Annotated in this window: 15 protein-coding genes and 1 pseudogene; 7 read left to right on the top strand and 9 right to left on the bottom strand. The window is 58.1% G+C overall.

Features of this window, described 5'->3' with window-relative positions; genetic code table 11:
- The first annotated feature begins 25 nt into the window (after positions 1-25).
- Positions 26-1,753: a ShlB/FhaC/HecB family hemolysin secretion/activation protein gene (locus tag B9A97_RS17580; RefSeq protein ID WP_210189715.1), complete on the top strand. Its 1,728-nt coding sequence runs from the start codon at positions 26-28 to the stop codon at positions 1,751-1,753.
- A 287-nt stretch (positions 1,754-2,040) separates the two neighbouring features.
- On the opposite strand, the gene B9A97_RS17585 is transcribed toward B9A97_RS17580, so the two are convergent.
- A complete protein-coding gene (locus B9A97_RS17585; RefSeq protein ID WP_084366659.1) occupies positions 2,041-2,769 on the bottom strand; it encodes a response regulator transcription factor in 729 nt (242 codons plus the stop codon).
- 36 nt (positions 2,770-2,805) lie between these two features.
- Between B9A97_RS17585 and B9A97_RS17590 the strand changes: the two genes are divergently transcribed.
- Positions 2,806-4,932, top strand: coding sequence for a sensor histidine kinase (locus B9A97_RS17590; RefSeq protein ID WP_179145323.1), 2,127 nt, complete (start codon positions 2,806-2,808; stop codon positions 4,930-4,932).
- Positions 4,933-5,159: 227 nt separating this feature from the next.
- On the opposite strand, the gene B9A97_RS17595 is transcribed toward B9A97_RS17590, so the two are convergent.
- Genes B9A97_RS17595 through B9A97_RS17605 form a run of 3 tightly spaced genes read right to left on the bottom strand, consistent with a single transcriptional unit; the run spans position 5,160 to position 6,948 of the window.
- Positions 5,160-6,293: a site-specific integrase gene (locus tag B9A97_RS17595; protein ID WP_084366661.1), complete on the bottom strand. Its 1,134-nt coding sequence runs from the start codon at positions 6,291-6,293 to the stop codon at positions 5,160-5,162.
- Positions 6,290-6,694, bottom strand: a complete 405-nt coding sequence (locus B9A97_RS17600) for a type II toxin-antitoxin system VapC family toxin (RefSeq protein WP_084366662.1) — start codon at positions 6,692-6,694, stop codon at positions 6,290-6,292. The genes B9A97_RS17595 and B9A97_RS17600 overlap by 4 nt, the downstream gene beginning before the upstream one ends.
- Positions 6,691-6,948, bottom strand: coding sequence for a type II toxin-antitoxin system VapB family antitoxin (locus B9A97_RS17605; protein WP_084366663.1), 258 nt, complete (start codon positions 6,946-6,948; stop codon positions 6,691-6,693). The genes B9A97_RS17600 and B9A97_RS17605 overlap by 4 nt, the downstream gene beginning before the upstream one ends.
- Positions 6,949-7,130: 182 nt before the next feature.
- On the opposite strand from B9A97_RS17605, the gene B9A97_RS17610 reads away from it, so the two are divergent.
- The 3 genes from B9A97_RS17610 (at position 7,131) to B9A97_RS17620 (ending at position 10,402) form a co-directional block, all read left to right on the top strand.
- A complete protein-coding gene (locus tag B9A97_RS17610; protein WP_084366664.1) occupies positions 7,131-8,270 on the top strand; it encodes an RHE_PE00001 family protein in 1,140 nt (379 codons plus the stop codon).
- A gap of 262 nt (positions 8,271-8,532) precedes the next feature.
- Complete coding sequence (locus B9A97_RS17615; RefSeq protein WP_179145324.1) at positions 8,533-9,216, top strand: YkgJ family cysteine cluster protein; 684 nt, start codon at positions 8,533-8,535, stop codon at positions 9,214-9,216.
- Between the two features lie 208 nt (positions 9,217-9,424).
- Positions 9,425-10,402: a hypothetical protein gene (locus B9A97_RS17620; RefSeq protein WP_084366665.1), complete on the top strand. Its 978-nt coding sequence runs from the start codon at positions 9,425-9,427 to the stop codon at positions 10,400-10,402.
- Positions 10,403-10,916: 514 nt separating this feature from the next.
- Here the strand turns inward: B9A97_RS17620 and B9A97_RS17625 are convergent.
- From B9A97_RS17625 to B9A97_RS17645, 5 genes and pseudogenes are all read right to left on the bottom strand, one after another.
- Positions 10,917-11,096 (bottom strand): annotated as a pseudogene (locus tag B9A97_RS17625) (integrase core domain-containing protein); the annotation flags it as partial.
- A gap of 48 nt (positions 11,097-11,144) precedes the next feature.
- Positions 11,145-11,507, bottom strand: coding sequence for a hypothetical protein (locus B9A97_RS17630; protein ID WP_143530554.1), 363 nt, complete (start codon positions 11,505-11,507; stop codon positions 11,145-11,147).
- A gap of 181 nt (positions 11,508-11,688) precedes the next feature.
- Positions 11,689-12,723: a tryptophan--tRNA ligase gene (gene trpS / locus B9A97_RS17635; protein WP_084366685.1), complete on the bottom strand. Its 1,035-nt coding sequence runs from the start codon at positions 12,721-12,723 to the stop codon at positions 11,689-11,691.
- A gap of 28 nt (positions 12,724-12,751) precedes the next feature.
- Positions 12,752-14,050 (bottom strand): FAD-dependent oxidoreductase, encoded by a 1,299-nt coding sequence (locus B9A97_RS17640; RefSeq protein WP_179145325.1) that lies wholly within the window; start codon positions 14,048-14,050, stop codon positions 12,752-12,754.
- 55 nt (positions 14,051-14,105) lie between these two features.
- The gene (locus B9A97_RS17645; RefSeq protein ID WP_084366668.1) at positions 14,106-15,488 is read right to left on the bottom strand and encodes a coproporphyrinogen-III oxidase family protein; all 1,383 of its coding nucleotides are present in this window, start codon (positions 15,486-15,488) and stop codon (positions 14,106-14,108) included.
- A 261-nt stretch (positions 15,489-15,749) separates the two neighbouring features.
- Here B9A97_RS17645 and B9A97_RS17650 point away from each other — a divergent pair, with 261 nt between their 5' ends.
- The gene (locus B9A97_RS17650; RefSeq protein ID WP_084366669.1) at positions 15,750-19,349 is read left to right on the top strand and encodes a hypothetical protein; all 3,600 of its coding nucleotides are present in this window, start codon (positions 15,750-15,752) and stop codon (positions 19,347-19,349) included.
- Positions 19,350-19,434: 85 nt separating this feature from the next.
- On the top strand, positions 19,435-20,880 hold the full coding sequence (locus B9A97_RS17655; RefSeq protein WP_143530556.1) for an RES family NAD+ phosphorylase: 1,446 nt from the start codon (positions 19,435-19,437) through the stop codon (positions 20,878-20,880).
- Positions 20,881-21,392 lie beyond the last annotated feature (512 nt).

A 21,392-nucleotide genomic window follows, 5' to 3' on the forward strand; every position in this document is an offset into this window, starting at 1 on the left:
GACAAAACCTAAGCGGCATCATGCGATGCGTATTCGCCGCGCATGGGGCACAGTGATCGCGGCCGGACTAATGCTGATCATCCCGCAGTCGATCGCGGCACAAACCGCGAGCCAATTGACCGAGCCGAGCTATGCGCCGCCGACGATCCGTGCCGTGCGTGGTGGGCTGACTGTACCGGCAACAGCCGGCCTTGAGGCGCCAGAAGGCGCGGAGACATTGCTGGTGAGGCCAGCGGGATTGTCCGTCGAAGGAGGGCTTGCGCCGCTGGCGGCCGAGACCGCAGCGATCAACGTCCGGCTTGCGGGCAAGCAGGTCAGCGGTGCCGATCTCTTCTCTGCCGCGCGCGATCTCGAGGAGGCCTATGCAAGAGCCGGCTATCTGCTGGTACGGGTCAGCCTGCCACCGCAGACGATCATGGATGGTCAGCCGCTGAAGCTGGTGGTGACGGACGGTTATGTCGAGAAGGTCGATACCTCGTCGCTGCCACCGTCGATCCGTGGTCGTCTGGCAAGTGTTCTTTCACCGCTGGTGCGGCAGAAGGGGCTGACGCGCCGCGAGCTAGAGCGCCGGCTGCTGCTGGCCAGCGATCTGCCGGGTATCATGCTGCGTTCCACCCTGACGCCGGGCGGCGATCCCGGCGCCACCATTCTTGTTGTTGAGGGGCGCCACAATCCTATTACCGGAAGCATGTCGATCGATAACGGCCTCTCCCCGGAACTGGGCCAATATCCCCTGGGCGTGGGCGCAGAATTCAACAGCCTCCTTGGCCTTGGCGAAGTCGGCTATGTCAGATTGATCGGCTATTCCGGCCTGGATGGCGCGCTGCTGACCGACGATCCGCGCAACCGCCAGATCGTGGGCGGCGTCACGGTGCCGCTCGGCACCGACGGACTGTGGTTTGGACTGGAAGGCGTCGACAGCCGCACTCATCCGCAATCCGACCTCCCCTATACGATCCTTGACCATTTCCAGCGCTTCTCCACCCGGCTCGGCTACAGTTGGATGCGCAGCCGCGCCTTCAATACAAGCTCGGTGCTGAGTTTCGACCTGGCGGAGGAGCGACAGGAGATCGATGTCAATGGCTTCCGCACCGGCTGGAGCGAAGACCGGCTGCGGATCCTGCGGTTGAAGCAGGCGGCCGATGCCTATCTCCCTGACGGCGCGGTTGTGTCGGGTGAGGCGACGCTGTCATTCGGGCTCGATGCACTGGGCGCGCGCCACGCCACGCCGCTCCTTCCGCTGTCGCGGGTCGGCGCATCGCCGGACTTTGTCAAACTCGAAGTGATAGGAAGCTATCGGCAAAGCCTGCTGCAGGATCAGCTAAACCTGACGGTGTCAGGCAAGGCGCAGACCTCGTTCGGTGATCCGATGGTCACATCGGAACAGTTCGGCCTCGGCGGTTTCGACTGGTTGTCGTCCTTCGGAAGCGGCTCCCTGCAGGGGGATACAGGGGCCGCGTTGCGGGCGGAACTTGCCTTCCCCCAGACGCTGGATGCCCTGTCCAATGGCACATTCGGCACCGCCATGTCGCCTTATCTGTTCGGCGCTGCCGGCATTGTCAAACTCGAAGAGGCGACAGCCGTCGAGGATACCGTGACCCGAGCCGCTGCCTTCGGTGTCGGTCTGCGCTTTGGCCTTGCTCAAAGGGAAAGCCTGCGATCCGCCAACCTCACCCTGGAATACGGTCGCGGCGTCGCCAGCGGAGCGAAGGGTGACAACCGTTTCAACCTGCGCTTTTCGACCACATTCTGACCAAGACGGCGCCCCGTCTGGCAGAAGGAACGGCCGCCGCCTTGCCCGCGGCGGCGGTCGTTCTGACAAGCTTTCATCAAGGGTGTTGGCTGGGTCGCTCCTGCTGCACTCCGGTTTCGACGGGAGGAACACTTATGTAATGGCCAATTTACAGCAGAGCTCGATCTATTCAGTTTTCGACAACGGCATGACACTCGTCGCGTTTGTTCTGACATACGACCGATGCGTAAGGACTTACGTTTTCGCCATGCTTCCCAATTCCGACGACCACGGTTGGCAGCCATATTTTAATTAACGACAACTGTGGTGACGAGTTTGTAGCCCGAGTTGCGGATCACTTGCAGCGGTAGCTCAGTCCCGGATTGGCGGATGCGCGCCCTCAGCCGCGCGAGTGCCACATCTGTCACGCGGCTCCCGGATGTCTGTCTATCCTCGCCAAAAATGGCGGCGAGTTCTATACGCGAAACAACGACATTGGAACGAGCAGCGAGATACTCAAGGAAGGCAGTCTCTCGCGTAGAGAGTTTAACCGCAACGCCGCCTGGCGTATTCAACACGTGCTTCGCTCGGTCGAGTTTCCACGTGGCTGCAGTCTTCACAATGGAAGAAGAGGTCATCGGCCCAACCTGATTTCGCCTGCGCCTGCTCAAGTTCACGATTGCCAACGCCAGTTCTTCGGTATCCACAGGCTTCGTCAGATATATGTCGGCACCTTCGCCGTAGCCGCGAATTCTGTCCTCGCGTTTGGTGCGAGCGGTCAGGATGATAACGCCGATGTCGCTTCTTTCGCGGATTGATGCCGTCAATTGAAAGCCGCTGGTGTCAGGGAGATTGACGTCAATGACTGCAACATCAAGACTCATGGGATCAAAGCAACTGTAGAATTCCGCACCTGACGTTGCTTCCGTGACCTTCATATCCCGCAAGCGCAAGTAATCTGACAGGCTGTTCCGCAGAAAGCTGTTGTCTTCTACTAGCAGAACGCGAATATTTTCCGGATGAGGGTCTTGGATCACGTTTTTTTTCTAGTTGTGTTAATCAGGATTCGGCGAATGGCTTTTGTGGATAAATCACTTTCAACCTTTCAGCGGGTGTATTTTAAATTGAACATGCTTCACACACAAGCAGGGATCGGCGGCTTCGGGAGACTCGGATGCGGCTTTCGCCTCGTGGCTTCTGTCCTGCTTCTGCTTGCCATCCAAACCGTAAGAGACGCACCGGTCGCCTTTGCGACCGAGCAGCTTCCCGCGGTCTCCGGCCATCTTGCCATACTGGAGGATCCGTCTTTGGCATTGTCGCTTGCCGATGTGCTGCGGCCGGAACATGACGGGCGTTTCCTCCCGGTCATCGGTGGAGACATTAGTCTCGGCATCACTCGAAGCGCGTACTGGCTGCGTCTCAGCCTTCCGTCCGGGACCGACGCCGCAGCGATTTTGACAATGTCGCCAAATTTTCTCGATGCGGTGGATATCTACTCCGCCGCCCCTGGGCAAGGCCGGGTGGCCAATGATTATCGACTGACACAGACCGGGGACCACCGGCCGCCGATCAACAGCGGGATCTCGGCGATCGCCGACGCGGTTCGGGTAGAATTCAAGGACGGAGAAACCACCCGGCTCTATGTCCGCATCCTGAACACGAATTCCGCCACGCAAGCGCGTTTCCATCTCAGCCGGGTCGAGGATTTTGCATCCGATCTCAGCGCCACGACCCTGGGATTCGGTGTCTGGTTTGGCGGCATGATCGTTCTGATCTTCGTCCAGCTTGTCTTCTATCAGTTCGATCGCAAGCTGATTTATCCCCTAATCGCGGTCAGGACCCTATCGCTGATGTTGCTGTATTTCGGCAATTTCGGTCTGAGCCGAGCTTTGTTATTTCCGCAGAACGGTCCGGCGAATGACGTATTCATTGGCGCCTGCGGCTGGGGCGCTCTGTGTGTTTTTGCGGTGACCAATATCAAGCTGCTCGAATTGGACAGGAAGTCCACTTTCCTGCACAGAGTATATCTCCTGATTGCCGGTGGAGGCCTAATTGGGATCGTCTTTGCCTCGCTGCACCTTAATCTGGACTTTGCCCCCTTTGGCTCCGTGCTCGCGGCCCTGGCTGCCATGCTCAGTCTCGTCATCTCGCTTTGGTATGCCCGAGAAGATGGTGTCGCAAGCCTGCTACGTGCCGCGGCGTTCATGGTCCTTGTCAGCGGCAGTATTGTCTCGATCATGCAGCGAGTGGCAGTCTGGGACATGCCAAACTGGGTATTCCATGTCTATGGAGTGGCTGGCCTCATTCATATCGTGCTTTTGACCGGTGTCCTGGCAGTTAGGCTCAGAGACGCCGAAAGGCGTGAGCGAATTAGGAATTCGCAAGCGCTGGAAGCGGCTCAATCGGCAGAACGGATGGCTGCGGCCCTGGTCGAAGAGCGCACGGCCGAACTGAACGAGGCACGCAGGGCCGCCGAAAGCGCCTTGCAGGCGGAAATGCAGTCGCAGATTCAGCAGGTGCGGTTCCTCGAAGTCCTGTCCCATCAATACCGGACGCCGCTTTCCGCCATTCGCACGAGCGCGGACAGCATCGCTCTCTCCCTTCGCAAAGGAGATGAGGTCAATCGAAGCAGGATCGAGCGCATCCGCCAATCCGTCATTTGGCTGGTGCAGATTCTCGAGACAAATCTTCAGCGCAGTCTTCTGCAGGGTGCCAGCATTCAGCCGGAACCGGCTCCCGTGACAGCCGGGAGCATGTTAAGGGCTGCTTTCAAGCGATCCCAGGATTTGTTGAACGACCCCGACATCCGCCTTGATATCGACGATAGCGTATCGGAAATCGTTCTCCTCGTCGATGCCGCGATGATCGAACTGGCCATCGTCAACCTCCTGGAAAATGCCGTCAAATATACGGCTCTGAAAGGTAGCGCGCCGGTGACCCTCTCTCTGGTGCGCGATCAGATTGGTGTAGCAATTGTGGTCCGTGACCATGGCATCGGCATCCCGACTGACGACCTCCCGCATGTCCTGCAGAACGGTGTCCGGGGCGCCAACGCAAGCGGGGCGGAAGGATCCGGCCTCGGTCTCTCCATGGTGGCGCGCATTGTGGCCGCCCATGCCGGCTCTTTGGAACTCAAAAGTGTAGAAGGCGAAGGAACCACGGCGAAGATCATTCTTCCCGTGGCCGCTGACGCCGGCTGAGCGCTCTGAACCGCCATGCCGATCCGCTACCCTCTTCAGGCGGTCTATCGCTTACCCGTAGATTGTCATGAAACGTCTCATTAGTTTCTAGATGTCCTTTGGGTATCGTCTCATAACTGCGAAAATCAACCCCATGATTCTCTGATTTGCGTCTCACGGAGATTGTTTCGGCAGGTTTACTCAAGTGGGACATTCCATTTGCGCGCTTCAGCCAGGCCATGAGCGACCTAGAGAAGCCTGGCTGCTCTACCACTGCGCCTAGTTGCGCCATTATAGTAGTCCGATGCTTGCTGAACGGATCGATGGCGGGACTGCTCCATGGCTTCGGCAAGGGGAATGCCACGATTTGCTGCCTCGGTCAGATAGCCTGATCGTAGCCCGTGGGCCGAAAACTCCTCGGGCTCCAGCCCGGCCATTGCCGCCCGCTGCTTGACGATCGCATTTACCGCGCTCGGCTCCAGCGCCCGCTTTGAAACATTCCCCCAACGATCAACCTTTCGAAAGATGCTCCCTGTTTCGATTCTTCCAGCCGCAAGCCAGGCGTTGAGCGCATCCACGGGCCGGCCCGTCAGATAAACGACCTCATCGTGCTCCGAGCCGGACGTTTTCGTGCGGCCGAGGTGGATGGCGAGAGAGGGAAGGGGAGGGCCGCCTTCGACGGTGATTGGCGGCTCGTCCGTGAGCTGCTCCCTGCGCAAACCGGTAATCTCGCTGCGACGCCGTCCGCCGGACGCAAAGGCGACCATCAGGATAGCCCGATCGCGGATGTCACGAAGGGTCTCGGCGCTGCAGGTCGCAAGCATCTTTGCCAAGACGTCGCCAGTGACCGCCTTGGCGCTCTTGCGCTTCCTCGGTCGCGGGGTCGCCCGGACTGCAAGTCGTATTGCGGACTTCAGGGACGGGGAGGAGAAGACGCCGGTCAGTCCGCGCCATTTCGTCAGCGTCGACCAGCTGGCAAGCCGCCTGCGCACCGTATCTGGCGCATGCGGCCCCGAGGATCGGAGCAACCGCTGGTCGCGCAGACTCTGCTCGACATCAGCTGGCATGCCGTGGTGAGGATCAATCTCGCGCTGTACGGGTTGCCACAGATGATGGGCGACGAATTTTAGCAACAAGGCTTCGGGCGCTGGCCAGGGGAGGGAGGCCCCGGTCGCGGCTAGCGACCAGGCCTGCAGATAGGCAAGGTCGGATGCCAGCGCACGCAAGGTGTTTTCGCCCATGCCCTCATTAACCAGATGGCGCAACGTCTCCAAATCCTGGTCAGTCAGCAGCTCGTCTCGCCGGTCGACCGGTAGGACGGCTGCGATCGCGTCCGGTTCTTTAGCTCTGCGATCAACGATGGTTCGGATTCCAGGAGTCATGCCGTTGACGATGCTGGGTGCAGTTTAAGGTCCGTCTGGCTGAAATCATGACCCTTGAACAGAAGGGGTGCCTTGGCAACTGCAGCGACAGCGTAGGAAAAGCAATCACCCATGTTCAGGCTGGCCGGGTGGCGTCCTTTGCCGTATCGATCTAGCGCGGCTTCAGCCTCACGATAGTGCTTCTCGTTGAAGGCGACTGGGATGATGTTCGGTGCGTCAACGAACCGGGAGACGATGTCAGCGGAATTAGAAAAACCTTTGGCTGTCAGAACCGTTCTTGTTTCAAACAGAGTGGGCCAACCGATAACAATCTCTTCTTGCCGTAGGACCGACTTGAAGGTTTCGGCCTCCGGCTCATCAAGGACGATCGCAACAAGAACCGAGGTATCGATCGCAATCATATCGGCAGGCCATTTTCATCATAAAGATCATCATGTGCAGATGTAGTTCCAGCCGGAACATTGCGGCGGCCCTCGGCCGCAAGCTCCCAGACGGCATCAAGTGGATGCTTTTTATCCTGCTGCCTCAATTCGATATCGTAGCGCTCAAGCGCCAGCTCGACGAGCCTGTTGATCGGCTGACCCGTTCTGCGCGCGAGCGCGTGCGCAAGATCTCTTGCTTTGCTGCTGCGGATGGAAAGCTGTGGTTCGGACATGGTGTTCCTCGTCGATTTTGCGACAGCAACATAGCGTTTGCGGCGCCAGATAGCAAGAAACAGTCGATTGATGGCTAACCCTTGATAAGGGTTACTTATCGGAGGTTAGACGAACAACCGTCAATCATACCATGTGAGGAACTGCAATATTCATATAGAGTTCCTATAAGACATCATTTACCATTATTTCAATGACTTACGATCTCGGAAAAATCAGTATGACAGCCCTGATGCGGCCGGCTTTCGACGCCGGTGTCGCGCTCGCGCGTCTCGACGAGCGCATCGCCCGTTCGCCGGTCGGTCAGGGCTGGATCGAGCGCACCCAATTCGCCGACGCTTGCGCCTCGCTATGGATCGACGGCGAACTTGTCCATCTTGAAGACCTCGTCCTGCATGACGCCACGCGGGATATTCGCACACCCACCCACGAACTGACAATCGCCCGCGACGTCATGCGCACTCGTCGGCGGATCGCCGGCCAATCTCCCGATTGGGCGCTCTCTGCCGACGGCATCCGCTCGCTGCGGAAAACCTCGGAGATTGGGTCGGGCGGCGGAGACGAGGCGACGACGGCCGAAGTTATTTGGCCGGCGGCCGCGATCCCCGCGGAAGGGGAGGGGGAGGGAGGTGACGACGTCGCAAATCTCCTCGACGTCGACTATGCCGCCATCGATGCGGTACTTGCCCGATCAGAGGCCGCAATCGAAAACGCAACGCAGCCCGGCCGCGCCAGCGCAGCAGACAGAGACGCACTGGTCTATGATCTCGACTGGGACGAGGATGCCCGGCTGGAGGAATGGCGCGGCGTGCTGCGCCAGGCCGAAAATTTGCCAGCGGTGCTGCAGGCGATCGTGACCCTCGATGCCTGGAACGAGCTTTCGGTCCTGCAACATGCGCCCTGGCTCGGCCGGCTGCTTTGCGCTTCGATCCTACGGCAGGCCGGCATCACCACCGGCGCCCATCTGGCCGCCATCAATCTCGGCCTCAAAACCATTCCCGTCGATCGGCGCCGGAATCGTGATCGGGAGACCCGGCTGCTCGCCATCGCCCACGGATTTTTGGCGGCCGCCGAGATCGGCATGAAAGAGCATGACCGGCTGGCACTGGCTCGGCAGATGATGGAGCGTAAATTGTCGGGAAGACGAATGTCTTCGAAACTGCCGGAATTGGTCGAGCTGGTGATGGCAAAGCCGTTGGTGTCGGCCGGGATGGTGGCGAAAACGCTCGACGTCACGCCGCAGGCGGCGCGGCGGATTGTTTTGGAGCTGGGTCTGCGGGAGATGACGGGGAGGGGGAGGTTTCGGGCATGGGGGATTGTCTAGATATGCCCTAGGTATATCGCCGGATGTCGAAGCAATCGAGCATGGGGAATTGCTCAGCCGATAGGGACGAGATTTTCGGTCCACCACTGCGATATGAACTCCGAAAATTATGAGCTCTTTGCTTGGTCGTCTTCGCGGTTCAAAAAACTTGAGCGTGATGACGGCTTTTCGTTCCTTTGATGGACAAATCGAATTTTAGTAACAAAATCAACTGAATTTCTGACGTGGCATGATAGGCAGTTTTTCAAGCATTTTTACTCTGATGGAAGCAATGAAATCCCTACGATATTTGACTAAAGCTTTGCCCCGCCCGCGGCCAAAGGAGCCGGACCATTTCTCAGGCAAATTTCAAAAGTTGTTAAAGGGTGTTATCAACAACGCCAAACTGCCTGAAATCGAGAAGCTGAAAGCTATTTATGGCTTCATGGATCAGTATGCGGGTTACGTGGCAAGCTTCTCCGTGTGCCAGAAGGGCTGCAGTGCTTGCTGTAAAATTCCCGTGACTATCAGCCGGCTTGAAGCCGAATATATCCACCTCATGGCCCGGACACCGATCAATGAGGTAGGCACCGGTCGGAAGGCCACAATCGGCGAAAGCTGCCCGCTGCTCTCTGAAGCGGGCGATTGCTCCGTCTATCAGTTCCGACCGTTCAACTGCCGGACATTCCACACTTTGGACGACCCCCGTTACTGTGACACACCAGGCGAAATTCATCAGGTTTACGGATCACCAAGCAGGGGTTACGACAATGAGAAATATGCGCTTTTGGCGAAGTGGCTCAAACAGACCCAAGACCTCTACGAACTTGGACCATATCAAGACATTCGGTCGTGGTTTTGCATAGAAAATGGTGGAGATAGCGCTTCCGGTTCGGCGCGTGATGTGTCGCCGCAGCAAGGAATTTTGAAGGGAATTCTTGGTCGTGTCCTCAGAAGAGGCAGATAGCTATCCCGTATCACCAAAGTCCGCCAAAGAACACCAGTGGCGGCTATGACTGGCCATCGCAGCCACGGGTCGACGTCATGACCAGCCCTCGGATTATTGCGCTTGAGGTAAAACCTTGCAAGAAAGCACACGCAGCAAAGTGGTTCAGCCATGCTGAACTATGAGATTGACGGAGCTTTGAATCGGCTGTGGGGGAGATGGTGTTCGCATGCCGATTGATCTTAGCGCTGCAGGCTTTTCTGGTCGCTTTACCGCCTTGAATGGCACAAGAACCTTGTTTCCCAGTCATGCGGACATCATCCGATCATTGCTCACGGTTGGCTATCCCAGTCGTCGCCACGCGATACGGCTTGTTGGCTCCTGGCGGGAGACCATGCTCGTCGCGATGGCCACCGGCTATCTTCAGCCTTCTTTGCACACCACGTCGTACTACCGAAGCCTTGAGCAAACGGAGAAAGTCGGTGTCTCGTTCTTGCTCGGTGAGGCATTCACACACTGGTATGCCCAGAGCCAAATGAAAGTTACGATCCTTCTCCATGTCGCGAGCCTCGCATCTTGCCGTTGGGCAACGACGACGATGCCCGTAACTCCAAAGGTCGGTGCGGCGCCGCCACCCCCAAAGTCACGCCCAGATTTTATCGGACTTCGTTGTCGCGAACGACACGTGTTCGAAAGTAAGGGTCGGACCCGTGCGCCCGGCGCAGGCACAGTTTCCAAGGCTCTCGGTCAGGTTTCCGCGCTCCACACTGTCAACGGGCGCCCGCCGACAACCCGCTGCGCAAATTTCTTTATGTTCAAAGCCAGCGGAGCACAGGGGAGGATCATCGACCCCCCAGGAATCGGGAAGGGAATTGACCTCAGATTCGATGAGTTCGAAGCGATGACGAGAGCTTATTCCTTCTTTCTTGATCGCCCCGTCGGCGATCTCTCCGATAAGGTCGGCGAAGGGTACGTCGGTCGGGAAATCGATGACGGCGTGTTCTTCGCAATAGACGCGAAAGTCTATGCCGCATTGCAGGAGATGCCACCGACAAGGAGAGGACGGATGAGACGCTATTTGGAAGTGTCCGACATCCTCGAAAGGAACGTCCAACGTTTTGAGAGTCGCCGAGATGGCGGCGTGTCAGCCGGGCCGGATGGGTTGCTCCTTGTTGACCGACGCCCGCCGGGGTCACGGGATGGCTGACGCATTCTAAGGTAGTTGGTTCTCGAAGGCAGCAGTATCGCGTGCATTCCTCGGTTGCCGCACGAGTTCTTGGCTACCCCGATGGCACCGTACCCGGTCTCATTGTCCCCTGTGAACGAAGCATGTGCCAGGATGCTGGGAGAGATCTCCTCTCCTCTTGTGCCGAACAGCTCTGACGCCTGTCGGGACATATGGTTTGGCGCTTAATCGTAAGAATGCGCCCGCGCGGGCTGTTAACGGCACTTAATTTGAGATTATTCGGCACAATATTCGTGCTGAACCACTTCCGATCAGGCAATAACCTACTGTAATACGAGCCATTTTTGATGGCGGGTCGACGACAGGGAGCCAATTTAATTTAAACGGCGAATCCCATATTAACTGGCAAAAGCGAACCTAGAATCTCAAATTGACTGCCAAGTCTCAAATTAAGTGCCGGGCTATCTTACTGTAAGAGGTGGCTCGGTTTGTCTGAACAGTTTCGGGCGTTTCGCTAAGTGGATTTCCGCCTCTATTATGCCGCTGCCATCATGGGTGCCACCGCGTTGAAGTAGGCCTGATCCGGCGTCTGCCGGTCAAGCGATGAATGTGGGTGTCGGCTATTCTAAAAGTTCAGATATCTGCCGATGCCAGCGCTGGCCTCGGACACAGTCTTGTAGGCGTGTAGGTAGACTTCCTCGTATTTGATGGTGCGGCTTGCTGGTCGCCGAGAAGCTCGACACGACATCGGCGAAATCGTTCGTCAGGGTTTCGACTTGTAGTCGCCCGGCAAGACGGGATCCTTCATCTGGTCGAAGAAAACGCCGATCGGGACCGTCGACTTGCATGCGGCCTGGTCGATGCTGGAGCTGATGACCGCGTCGACCTGCGAAATGTAGCCAGAAACGCTCTTGTCGATCAGCGGCAACGAGTCCTTCAGCGTCTGAACAATCTGAACCCGGACTTCGCTCGGGAAACGATTGAGAAATGCGATGGTCTTGGCGTCGAGGCCGACTTCCGCCTCGAGGCGGGTGGTGGCCTTGGCGTTGATCTCAAACGCCTGCGCCGGCGAAACCACGGCGGAGAGCGAGAGCACCAGGAAGGTAGATGCGATCAAACGGTCCATGAAGTCCTCCATATGCCTCCGGCGCGCGATCATCGTGCTGCTCGGGGCGTGCGTGAGAAATAGGCGGGGACGTCTCCTTTTTTCTAGGCGGGTGCCCGGCGGGGTAGGTCGTATGGATGACGCCTTGTCAGGAATGAAAGGCGCTGCCTGGCTATGTCGAGGTGACGCAGCGCCCTTCAGCTTACAGCCGGTACAGACCAAAAGCAGACTTGATATCGTCGAACGTCGCCTGCGTCAGTTTCTGCGCGCTCCGGGTTCCTTCCCTGACGATGTCATGGACGGTGCCGATGTCTCTGGCGAGCTCATGGCGCCGCTCACGGATCGGCCCGATGACATCGTTAAGGATCGACGAAAGCCTCTTTTTCAAGACGGAGTCGCCGAGACCGCCCCTGCGGTAGTGTGCCTTCAACCCGGCAACTTCATCCAGGTCGGGGTCGAAAGCGTCGAGATAGGTGAAAACAACGTTCCCCTCGACCTTTCCCGGGTCGCTGACACGCAGATGACTCTCGTCGGTATACATCTGCTGCACAGCCTTGCTGATTTCCTCTGTCGAGGCCGACAGTGAGATCGAGTTGCCAAGCGATTTTGACATCTTCGCCTTGCCGTCGATGCCCGGCAACCGTCCGGTTTTTGACAAGAGCGCGGTCGTCTCCGGCAATATCTCGCGACCGGTTTGACGGTTGATCCGGCGCACGATCTCATTGGTCTGTTCGATCATCGGCAGCTGGTCCTCACCGACTGGGACCACCGTCGCCCGGAAGCCCGTAATGTCGGCGGCTTGCGAGACCGGGTAACAAAGGAAACCTGCAGGGATGTCCCGTTCGAAACCGCGGGCTCGAATTTCCTCCTTGATCGTCGGATTGCGTTCAAGTCGTGCGACAGTGACGAGGTTAAGATAGAGCATCGCCATCTCGGCAAGAGCGGGTAGCTGCGACTGCAAGCAAATCTGCGTCTTGCCGGGATCGATGCCGACGGCGAGGTAGTCGAGTGCCACCTCTATGACATTGGATGTCACCTTCTCCGGACCAGCCATATTGTCCGTCAGCGCCTGCAAATCTGCGAGGAGGATGAATTGCTGATGGCTGTCTTGGAGGACGACGCGGTTCCGCAGCGATCCGACAAAGTGACCGATATGCAGCGGGCCGGTCGGCCGGTCACCCGTAAGGATGACCGGCTTGGTTGCAGTTGAGGAGGGGGCGAGAGCGTTTGCGTTCATGTTCATAATGGTCTCCAGTTAGGTCAGATCAGCTGGCAGCGAGGGCTGCCGGCACAAAGGTCGCGTCGTTCGGATAGAGGTGAGCGACGCCGCGTTCGGCACTTTCTAGCGCGCCCTCGACCCAACCGAGGTGTTCGGTGAAGAGGTCGGAGCAAACGCAAGCGTCGTCGTCGATCGGCCAGAAGCCGGCGCCGACGAAGGTGATCCCGCTTCTCCAGAAGGAGATGCCTTCCGGCCAGAACTGGTGGTCGGCTTCAACCGGCTTCGGAATGGCCTCGGGCGCCAATGCGAACGGGAGGTGGTCGCGGATCGCCTGAACGAACGCCGCATGAATATTCCGGTCGTTGCCAAAGGCCTGATGTAGGGCTTCGGCACTCTCCCCGTCATTGTAGACGAGGAGGTAATTGCCATCGGTGGGGAAATAGACCTTGCGGAAGATCGACTCCGACGAGAAGCAGCGACCTTCGACGCCCATGTCCGCCCACCAGCGATTGGCGTAGGCGAAATACGCCTTCGTCAGCGGCACTGGCGTGATGCTCTTGCGGAAGAACGACGACATGCTCAAGCCACGCAGCGTCGGGATGCTCCAGACCGGTATCGCGAAGACGACCTTGTCGAAGGTGTGGGTGCGGCGGCCGTCCGGCGTCTCGAAAGCGAGCGTGTAGCCGCCATCCTTGCGGGCGGTGACCTCGGTCAGCTCGTGTTCGAGTGAGATCGTGACATCATTTTCGATCTCGCCGATCATCGCTTCTGTCAGAGCACTGAAGCCGTCGGTGAGCGCCATCCACGCCGTGGTCTCGCCTTCGAAGAGGCCACAGGTCTCCGGATGGTGCTTGAGAAGCTGGACGCCGTCATCGAACGTCAGATGCGGATTGTGCAGCGTGTCATAGCCCGCCATGGTCACCAGGCAGTCGAACTTGTAACGACCGATCGAATTGACGGCGGCGTCTTCGAGCGTCATGCGTTGCCGTTCCAGCGGAGACAGCGACGCGTGATAGGCGGCGAGGTCCTGGCAGAACGACTTCAAGAGGCCAAGCGAATGCTGGTGCAGGCCGCGCTGGACCGGCTGCAGGGGGAACGAAAAGGTCTTCGTCGGCAGCCGATACAGTTCGATGAGGCCTTGCAGGCGCACATGTTCGGAAGGGCTGAAGCGACCTGCGCCGAGCTCAGCGACGCCAGCGTCGTCATCCAATGTCCGAGACAGAAGGCGGCCCCCGAGGCGATCCGACTTTTCGAACAGGACCACCGGCGCGCCGCGCCGGCGAAGTTCGCTTGCTGCTTTGATACCGGCGGCGCCACCGCCGATCACTGCACATTTCTTGGTCATTTTTCCCTCCATAAGAAACGGTATGTTCCCGGCCACGATGACCGGGAACGAAGTGTCAGACGTTGGCTTCGACGTCGCCGGACGCCTTGATGCGGGTAACTTTCGAGTAGTGCGTCTTGCCGTCCTCGCCGATGCTGACGGTGTCGGTGTAGCCGACCGTCTTGCCGATCCGGCCCTCGAAGTGGGTCCGGACGTTGTTCGCCCAGATGTCACCCATGTCGGTGAAGTGCAGGCGGTCGCCGTCGAGCGTCAGATAGCCGCTCGCGATCATCTCACCGACCTGCTTTTCGAAGACATCGAGGAAGCGTGCGCCGAAGCGCGTCTCGAACGGCGCGAGATCCAGATCGCGCATGCGCAAGCCCATGACTGCATAACGCTGCATGCGCTCCTGGTCCGTCGAAAGCCGGACACCGTCGAGCGGAAGCTCGTCAGGGTTCTGCTCGATGAACTCCATATACTTCACGGTCGACCGGATGGTCCGGTACGTGGCGCCGGCCAGATAGCCGTGGGAGCCGGCGCCGAGAGCCAGGATGTGGTTCGACTCGGCATTCATGCGGATATAGCGGCAGTCGAGACCGGGTTTTGCCCAGTCACGCACCGAATAGCGGTTGGTGAACGGACTGCCGGCTATCGCGTCCAAGGCATGCCTGTACATCTCGATCTCACGCACCTCGTCCGGTGCCGCGAACTTCTTGTTCTTCACGTAGTCGGCGTAGAAGATCGTGTTCTCGAGAAGGACGAGCGGATAGACCGTCAGATGCTGCACGCCGGTCTGAAGAACCAGACGCATGTCTTCTGCCCAGATCTCGTCGGTCTGACCCGGCAGATTGTAGATCATGTCGAGATTGATGTTCCCGAAGTGCGAGCGCATCTTCTCGATACCGCGCAGCAGTTCATCCGCGCCGTTGCGCATATGAAGATGTGTTTCGCGGATCTTGCGGTCGAACGTCTGGATGCCGGCGGAAATGCGGTTGACGCCGCCTTCCTTCAGCGCCTCGCTGCGCTCGTCGTCGAAGTTCTGCACGATGCCTTCCGCCGTGATTTCGGCGTCGCGCGCGATCGGCAGATGATGGTTCATCGCATGCAGGATACGAAGGAGCTGGTCGGCGCTCAGCGCGTTCGGCGTGCCGCCGCCGAAATAGACGGCCTGGATGTCCAGCGACTGGACATAACGTTTGCGGCCGTAGCGTGCGATTTCTTCGATCAGGGCGTTGACGTAGCGTTCCTTGACGGGCTCGCTGCTCACCGCCTTGTTGAAACCGCAGAAGGAGCAGATTTCGTTGCAGAACGGGATGTGGATATAGAGGGTGCTCTTCGGGAGCGGGTTGACGGCATTGTTGAAGAGGGCCGAAATGATCTGGCGGACCGGGACATCATTCGGGGGCGGGTATGTGCTGGAGCCGATCGGCTCGCGGTGGTCGAACTGAACTTTTTCCATGACTTCCTCATGTCGCGGGGGGTGCAATCCGCTGACAGGGGAAGTTTTTCGCTGTTCAGACTCGGCGTCGAGCGAAAGGAATGGACGTGTTAATTAAGAAGAAATAGGGGAATTTTTTCTTCTCGCATTTGTGACGTCTGTGTATTCTTTTTTTGACAAGTCGATTAAAAAATCGACGGATATTTCGATAATTGACACTATTGCGATCCAACCGAAGTGCGCGACTCCCCGCGAATCGAGTTGATTCGTCGGAAGCCGAGGTTGAGCGTGGCGCGCACAAAGGATTTAGACCGGTTTTTCAACAAGCCGACATTAGCTGAGGCACTCACCAGTCTCGAGGCCCTCTGGCCGAAACTGACCCGGTCCCAAGAAGACGTCCGCGAGCGCGCGGTCGGTGTCGAAATTCCGGTCTGGATTGCGGACGAGGAGGGCGGACGGGTCGGGGTGCGGGTCATGATCCTGGCAACCCATCTCATCTATCGCTTTCTCTCCAGTTCCCTCACCAAACTGACAACCCTGGTCAATACGCAGAAAAATCCCTATTTCGGCCTCCCGGAACTCAAGGCGGATAAGATCGAGGATAGTATTGAGGAGTTCAACGACGCGATCGCCGAACTTGCGTACGATCTCGATCCGAACGCGCCTGACTACAATCCAAATCGTGACCGGTTGGCCTTCGTCTATTTTGCCTGCAAGGCAAAAAAAGCGATCGACGAGCGCCGGAAGGAGAAGCATGTTCACGAAGTGGCCCGGGCTGAAGCTCTGACGCTTTATGACAAGATCGTGGCTGATCGATGCAAGACGGCAGAAGCTGTATTTTCGCGGATCCAACAGGAATGGCTGCACGGCCTCTCCTATCATGCGGTGAAGCGCCCTCCCGTCATACGCAAGATCGTATCCGCAACGCCTCGCACCATTCATTTCATACCGGACAAAATGGGCGACTACCTTGAGCCAGCTGGGCGCTTCAGGGTCAACCGCAACCCCAACGAACTTCACCAGATCGCTGAGGATATCATCGAGCAGCTGACCTACACTGCGACGCGGCTCGTCCTCATCTCTGGAAAGCTGAATGCCGGCAAATCAGGATGCGTTGTCGAAATCCTGCGCCGGCTTAACGAGGGTTGCCCGCCGATCGTCGGATTAAGTCTTAAGGCAAGAGGAAATAGCGACCCGAAACTGTTGCCTGTGTTCACCGTCAGCGTGCAGGACTATACGGGCTCCGAGCTACTCCTTCATGTCTTGGCCTTTCTGTCCCGTCTTGCGCAGCTCTCCGACCAAACCGAACTGGCGAGCTTCGAAGGGAAGCTGACGGAGCTGCAATCGAAATACGGAAAGGAACTCGAAGGTGATCACCTCGTTGCCGTGAAGCGGCAAATCCGCGATCTGCACCGCAAAAATCCGGCTTTATTCATATTGACGAACTGGGAAGACCTTACGTGGAGCACGCCGCGGGCTCAGCTACGTGATCAGTCGAAAGCCTCGCTGGTCGCGCTGTTGCACGACAGCAGCACGCGCAGTCGGTTTGTTGTCACGACGACCTCGACACCGACCGACCGCTCGAAACGCGCGCTTCCCGAATACTATATTCACGAGGTCCCAGACCCGAGACTTGGGGATATCAAACGGTATCTTCCGGATCTCCAATATCCGGAGTGCTATGGAGAAGCACTGGCAAACGCCAATGTGCGCATGCGCGGAGCCTCCGTTCCTGGGGATCATCTCAGCCTCATCGCGGCCGCTTTGGAACTCTGCCGCGGGGCCCCCGAATGGGAAGCGCGGGCGATCAAGGCTCTCGGCAAACTATCCCCCGCTCTATACTCTTCTCCGCCAGTCGATCCACCTTACGAGTTTGTGCGCTTGCTGTTGGAGCGTCTCCATGCCCGGGATCTATTCCGCATCATCATGACGATCATGGCGTCCGAGGACGGACTGAGACCGACGTCGCTCATCCGGTTGCTTCAGGAATGGGACGCCGACGCCAACATGACGCTCGTTCGTATCGGCGACGAGATCAAGTCCGGGCTCGAAGAAGTCGAGGTGCTCGCGAATACCTTCTTCCTTCGAAACCGCATGATCAATCCGATCACGACGACCCAGTTCAGTCCGACCGACAGCCGGCTTGCAAAAGAAAAATCCTGGGAGATTTACGAAACGCTCCGGCAGACGATCATGACGGCACTTGCCGATCCGAAGCAGAAGGGTTGGGCGTTTCATTTCAATCAGACCCTGCGTCATGCAACACGCCATGTCGCTAAGCTTGCCTTCATCCGCGCACAAGAATGGCGAGTGCGAACGACTTTCGCCAATCTGACGCCGTGGTGGCAGGACCTTTTGCTCGACATCCAGGCTTACGAGGCCCTTCTGGCGAGTATCAATCCTGACAATCTTTCGGACGGCGCGACCAACAAGGCCCAGATCGAGCGGATGCCTCTGCTCCATCACGCGAGCGACGCGGTTTTCACATGCGGCGATAAACACGCTGCCGCCGTCGCAGTGCGATTTGCCGTCAATGTTCTCCTGCTTGGCACGGTCGACCACGATAACCGCATGTCGATGTGCTACGATCAGGATATCATGCGCATGCGCCTCTATATGCTCCCGTTCTTGGGGGTCGGGCGCCGCCATTTCGATCGGCTCGACGACAAGCCATTCGAAGACCTCCCGAAGAAACTGCCAGACTGGATTGACAGTGTTTTTTCGACCGAGGAGATTCTTCGCCTGCTCGAAGGTGTGGCTATCTCTGCCCTTCACGCGCAGGCACCGCAGCTCGTTCTCTGGGCGTGGATCAGAACGCGCGAGCTCGTCAAGCGGCATGGCCACAATGAGGACGACCGGCGTCGCCTCCTCATTCGAACCTCACGGACATATTGCTCGACCATCGACATGGCCATCCAGCTGGGTAAGCCATTGGAGGATGACTCATCCGCCTGCCCCGACGCGAAGGGCCACCAGCGCACTCTGGCCCAAGTGGGAGACTTCCTGCGCGCGGAGTTTACGAAGATCGCGACTTTGACAGCATCCGCTGCTCCGGAGACGTCCCCGCCCGTCGAGGATCCAGACGCTATTGAAGCCGTTCTCCGCATTCGGGTTCGGCATGCCCAACTGCTCGGCCTCCTTGGGCGTCTCGACGAAGCTGAACGAGAGTTCGCCGGCATCCATTCCTGGGAGATGGTTCTCGCTCGACTTTCGCGATCAGGCAGCTCAGACGTTCTTGAGGGAAGGCCGGCCCGCATTGCGCTGCAAATGCTGATGCGAGGCGAAATTATCTTGCGGCATGCAACAGATCGTCAGACGGACGTCATGAATCGCGTCCGGGGAATGCTCGCGGCCAATGCTGCAAGACTGGCCCGCTTTGGCGGTGCCGAACAGGCAGCAAACCTCGTCGACCGGTCGCGTTATGCGTTTCTGCGCGAGCGGTTTGAGTTGGCCTACCAGTATGCATCGGAAGCTCGCCAGTTCTGCGATGACAATCGCGTCAGCTATGGAATGCAGATCAACATCGTGTTGAACCTCGTAGCGATCCTTATCGAGTGCTCAGGTACGACACCCGGGAGGGGTCCGAATCGTCTCGGAAATGCCCGGGAACTGGAGGCGGCCGAGCGGGATGTCGATGCTGTCTATCAGACTGCCTGCGCACTCGTGCTGAGACCAACCGAAGGCATCGCGCTCTATTTGAAGGTTCGGCTGCAGCAAATCCGTAGCCTCCTTCATGCGAACAAAGAAGGTCCAACCGAGAAGTTCGAAAAGCCGAGGGAAAAGATCGACGAAGCAATCGCAATCATGATCGAGTGCGGTGACCTTTCCTTTCGGACGGCGATGGAAGAATTGCGCGACGCGTTGCCTCTTGATACGGGCTGACCACGGTGAGCCTAGGCAGAACCAATACAGGAGGTACCGTGTTTGCGACTGAGTCATTTGGGATTAGGAAGACCGGATAACATTCATGCAGCTGGACGGTGATGATGAGGTGAAGCGCGTGTGTTTCCGCTGTATCGGAAACGCCTATCTTAGCGCGCGTGTCCAGCGCGAGGGGGAGATTGCCGCCTGTTCCTACTGTGGCGGCAGCGATGATCAAAGCTTTACAATCGACGAGATGGCTGACTGCGTGGCACTCGCCTTCGAGCAACATTATGCACGGACGCCAAGCGAACCGAACTCGATGCAATATGCCATGCAGAACGATTGGGAGTCCGACTATTCCTGGGATCGGGAAGGAGAGCCTGTCGACGATGCGATCGCGGACGCTGCATCTGTCGACCGGGCCATAGCCATGGACATCAGAGAAGTCCTGGCCGATCGGTTTGGCGACTGGGATGCCTCGATGGCCGGCGAGGAGACGGAATTCGATGGCGAGAGCATGTACGAACGCAAGTCCGTCGGCAGCGGTCGCTGGACGAGGGAATGGAACGAGTTCGAGCGTTCCTTGAAAACTGAAGCGCGGTTTTTCAGTCGATCCGCCATGAGCCATCTTGCCGAGCTCTTTGAAGGAATGGACGACCTCAAGACACGCAACAAGACGACTGTTCTAGTTGAAGCGGGTCCCGGCTTTCCGATCGCAAGCTTGTATCGAGCGCGATCCTTTCCCCGCTATAGCGACATCCACGGCGCACTAGCCCGGCCAGACCTTCACCTTGGGCCGCCGCCGGCATCCGTCGCACGCGCCGGCCGTATGAACGCCCACGGAATTTCAGTCTTTTATGGCGCCACCGATCCGCTGATTGCCTTGGCGGAAGTCCGCCCGCCAGTGGGCTGCAGCGTCGCCATCGCTCGCTTCGAAATCGCAAAGTCTGTCACGCTCCTCGACCTGACATCGCTTAGTGATGCCATGATGAATGGCAGCATTTTTGACCCGACCTTTCTCGATCGTCTTCAGCGCGCAGAATTCTTACGCAGGATCGGTGATCGGATCACCGTCCCGGTCATGCCGGACGATGAAAACCTCGGCTACCTCGCCACCCAGGCAATTGCTGACTTTCTCGCGACGATCGATCAGCCTGACATTGACGGGATCCTGTTTCCGTCCGTCCAAGCCAAGGGCGATGCGCGCAATGTCGTTCTGTTTCACAAATCATCACGCGTTCGACCGATGGATATCCCTGCCGGAACCAAGATCGACGTTAACGACGGCTTCTCCACAGAAGATGGCTGGGAAACCGACTATTCAGTCTATGAGCGCACCCCGCGCGTACCGCCTGCACCACCAAATCCTGCTTCTTCAGCCCCGTGGTTTCAGCAGGCATTCGATATATTCGACCCTGACCCGCGCGAGTTTACCCTTAACGTCGATGCGCAATCGCTTGAGGTTCATGTCGTCGAGGCCGTGAGCTATCAAACAGAAAAGAACCGGGTACGGCGGCAGCGCTTCCAGGATTCTGATCCTCCATTCTGACGTTGCGTCTAAGTCGCGCATTGCGATCGCAGGTAACAGGCCACTTGGCCGTTTTCAGGATGAAAATGGGGGAGCAATCGCACACGACCGGTTGGGCGTGCGGCGGCGGGCCTGCGCCCCGAACGAGGGTCGGGACGGGCGGTCGTGTGCGATTGCTTATCTGGCGATACTGCACCCGAGGGAGGCGAATATTCCGGCGCCAGTTCAATGCGAACGCAGAACTGGCGCCGGCTCCTCCTGCTCGATCTTCCTCCATCGAGCGGTAGACGATATCGCACATGTTAGAGTGTTAGCGGTTGCAGGGGATGCTTCCAAGACAAACTTGGGCGGAATGATATCTGCATGCAGCATCAGTTACTTGCGAGCGCAGTGCTGATCTATCGTAAGCGGTGTTCTGACCGCACCTTCCGGATCAGTGTAACCGGTGTTCTGCCCCCACATTGCCCGCCGTCGCCTGATCTGTGATCGAACATTCCGTGGATGAGCGACAAGGAGTTTCTCCATGGAGTCTA

Origin of the sequence: Rhizobium sp. RU36D (genome assembly GCF_900176345.1) — a bacterium.
Classification (GTDB): domain Bacteria; phylum Pseudomonadota; class Alphaproteobacteria; order Rhizobiales; family Rhizobiaceae; genus Allorhizobium.

Coding starts and splice junctions, on each gene's coding strand:
- B9A97_RS17655 (WP_143530556.1), top strand. CDS start 19,435: ATGCAGCTGGACGGTGATGATGAGGTGAAGCGCGTGTGTTTCCGCTGT.
- B9A97_RS17640 (WP_179145325.1), bottom strand. CDS start 14,050: ATGACCAAGAAATGTGCAGTGATCGGCGGTGGCGCCGCCGGTATCAAA.
- trpS (WP_084366685.1), bottom strand. CDS start 12,723: ATGAACGCAAACGCTCTCGCCCCCTCCTCAACTGCAACCAAGCCGGTC.
- B9A97_RS17580 (WP_210189715.1), top strand. CDS start 26: ATGCGTATTCGCCGCGCATGGGGCACAGTGATCGCGGCCGGACTAATG.
- B9A97_RS17615 (WP_179145324.1), top strand. CDS start 8,533: ATGGAAGCAATGAAATCCCTACGATATTTGACTAAAGCTTTGCCCCGC.
- B9A97_RS17645 (WP_084366668.1), bottom strand. CDS start 15,488: ATGGAAAAAGTTCAGTTCGACCACCGCGAGCCGATCGGCTCCAGCACA.
- B9A97_RS17600 (WP_084366662.1), bottom strand. CDS start 6,694: ATGATTGCGATCGATACCTCGGTTCTTGTTGCGATCGTCCTTGATGAG.
- B9A97_RS17605 (WP_084366663.1), bottom strand. CDS start 6,948: ATGTCCGAACCACAGCTTTCCATCCGCAGCAGCAAAGCAAGAGATCTT.
- B9A97_RS17620 (WP_084366665.1), top strand. CDS start 9,425: ATGCCGATTGATCTTAGCGCTGCAGGCTTTTCTGGTCGCTTTACCGCC.
- B9A97_RS17595 (WP_084366661.1), bottom strand. CDS start 6,293: ATGACTCCTGGAATCCGAACCATCGTTGATCGCAGAGCTAAAGAACCG.
- B9A97_RS17630 (WP_143530554.1), bottom strand. CDS start 11,507: ATGGACCGTTTGATCGCATCTACCTTCCTGGTGCTCTCGCTCTCCGCC.
- B9A97_RS17590 (WP_179145323.1), top strand. CDS start 2,806: ATGGCTTTTGTGGATAAATCACTTTCAACCTTTCAGCGGGTGTATTTT.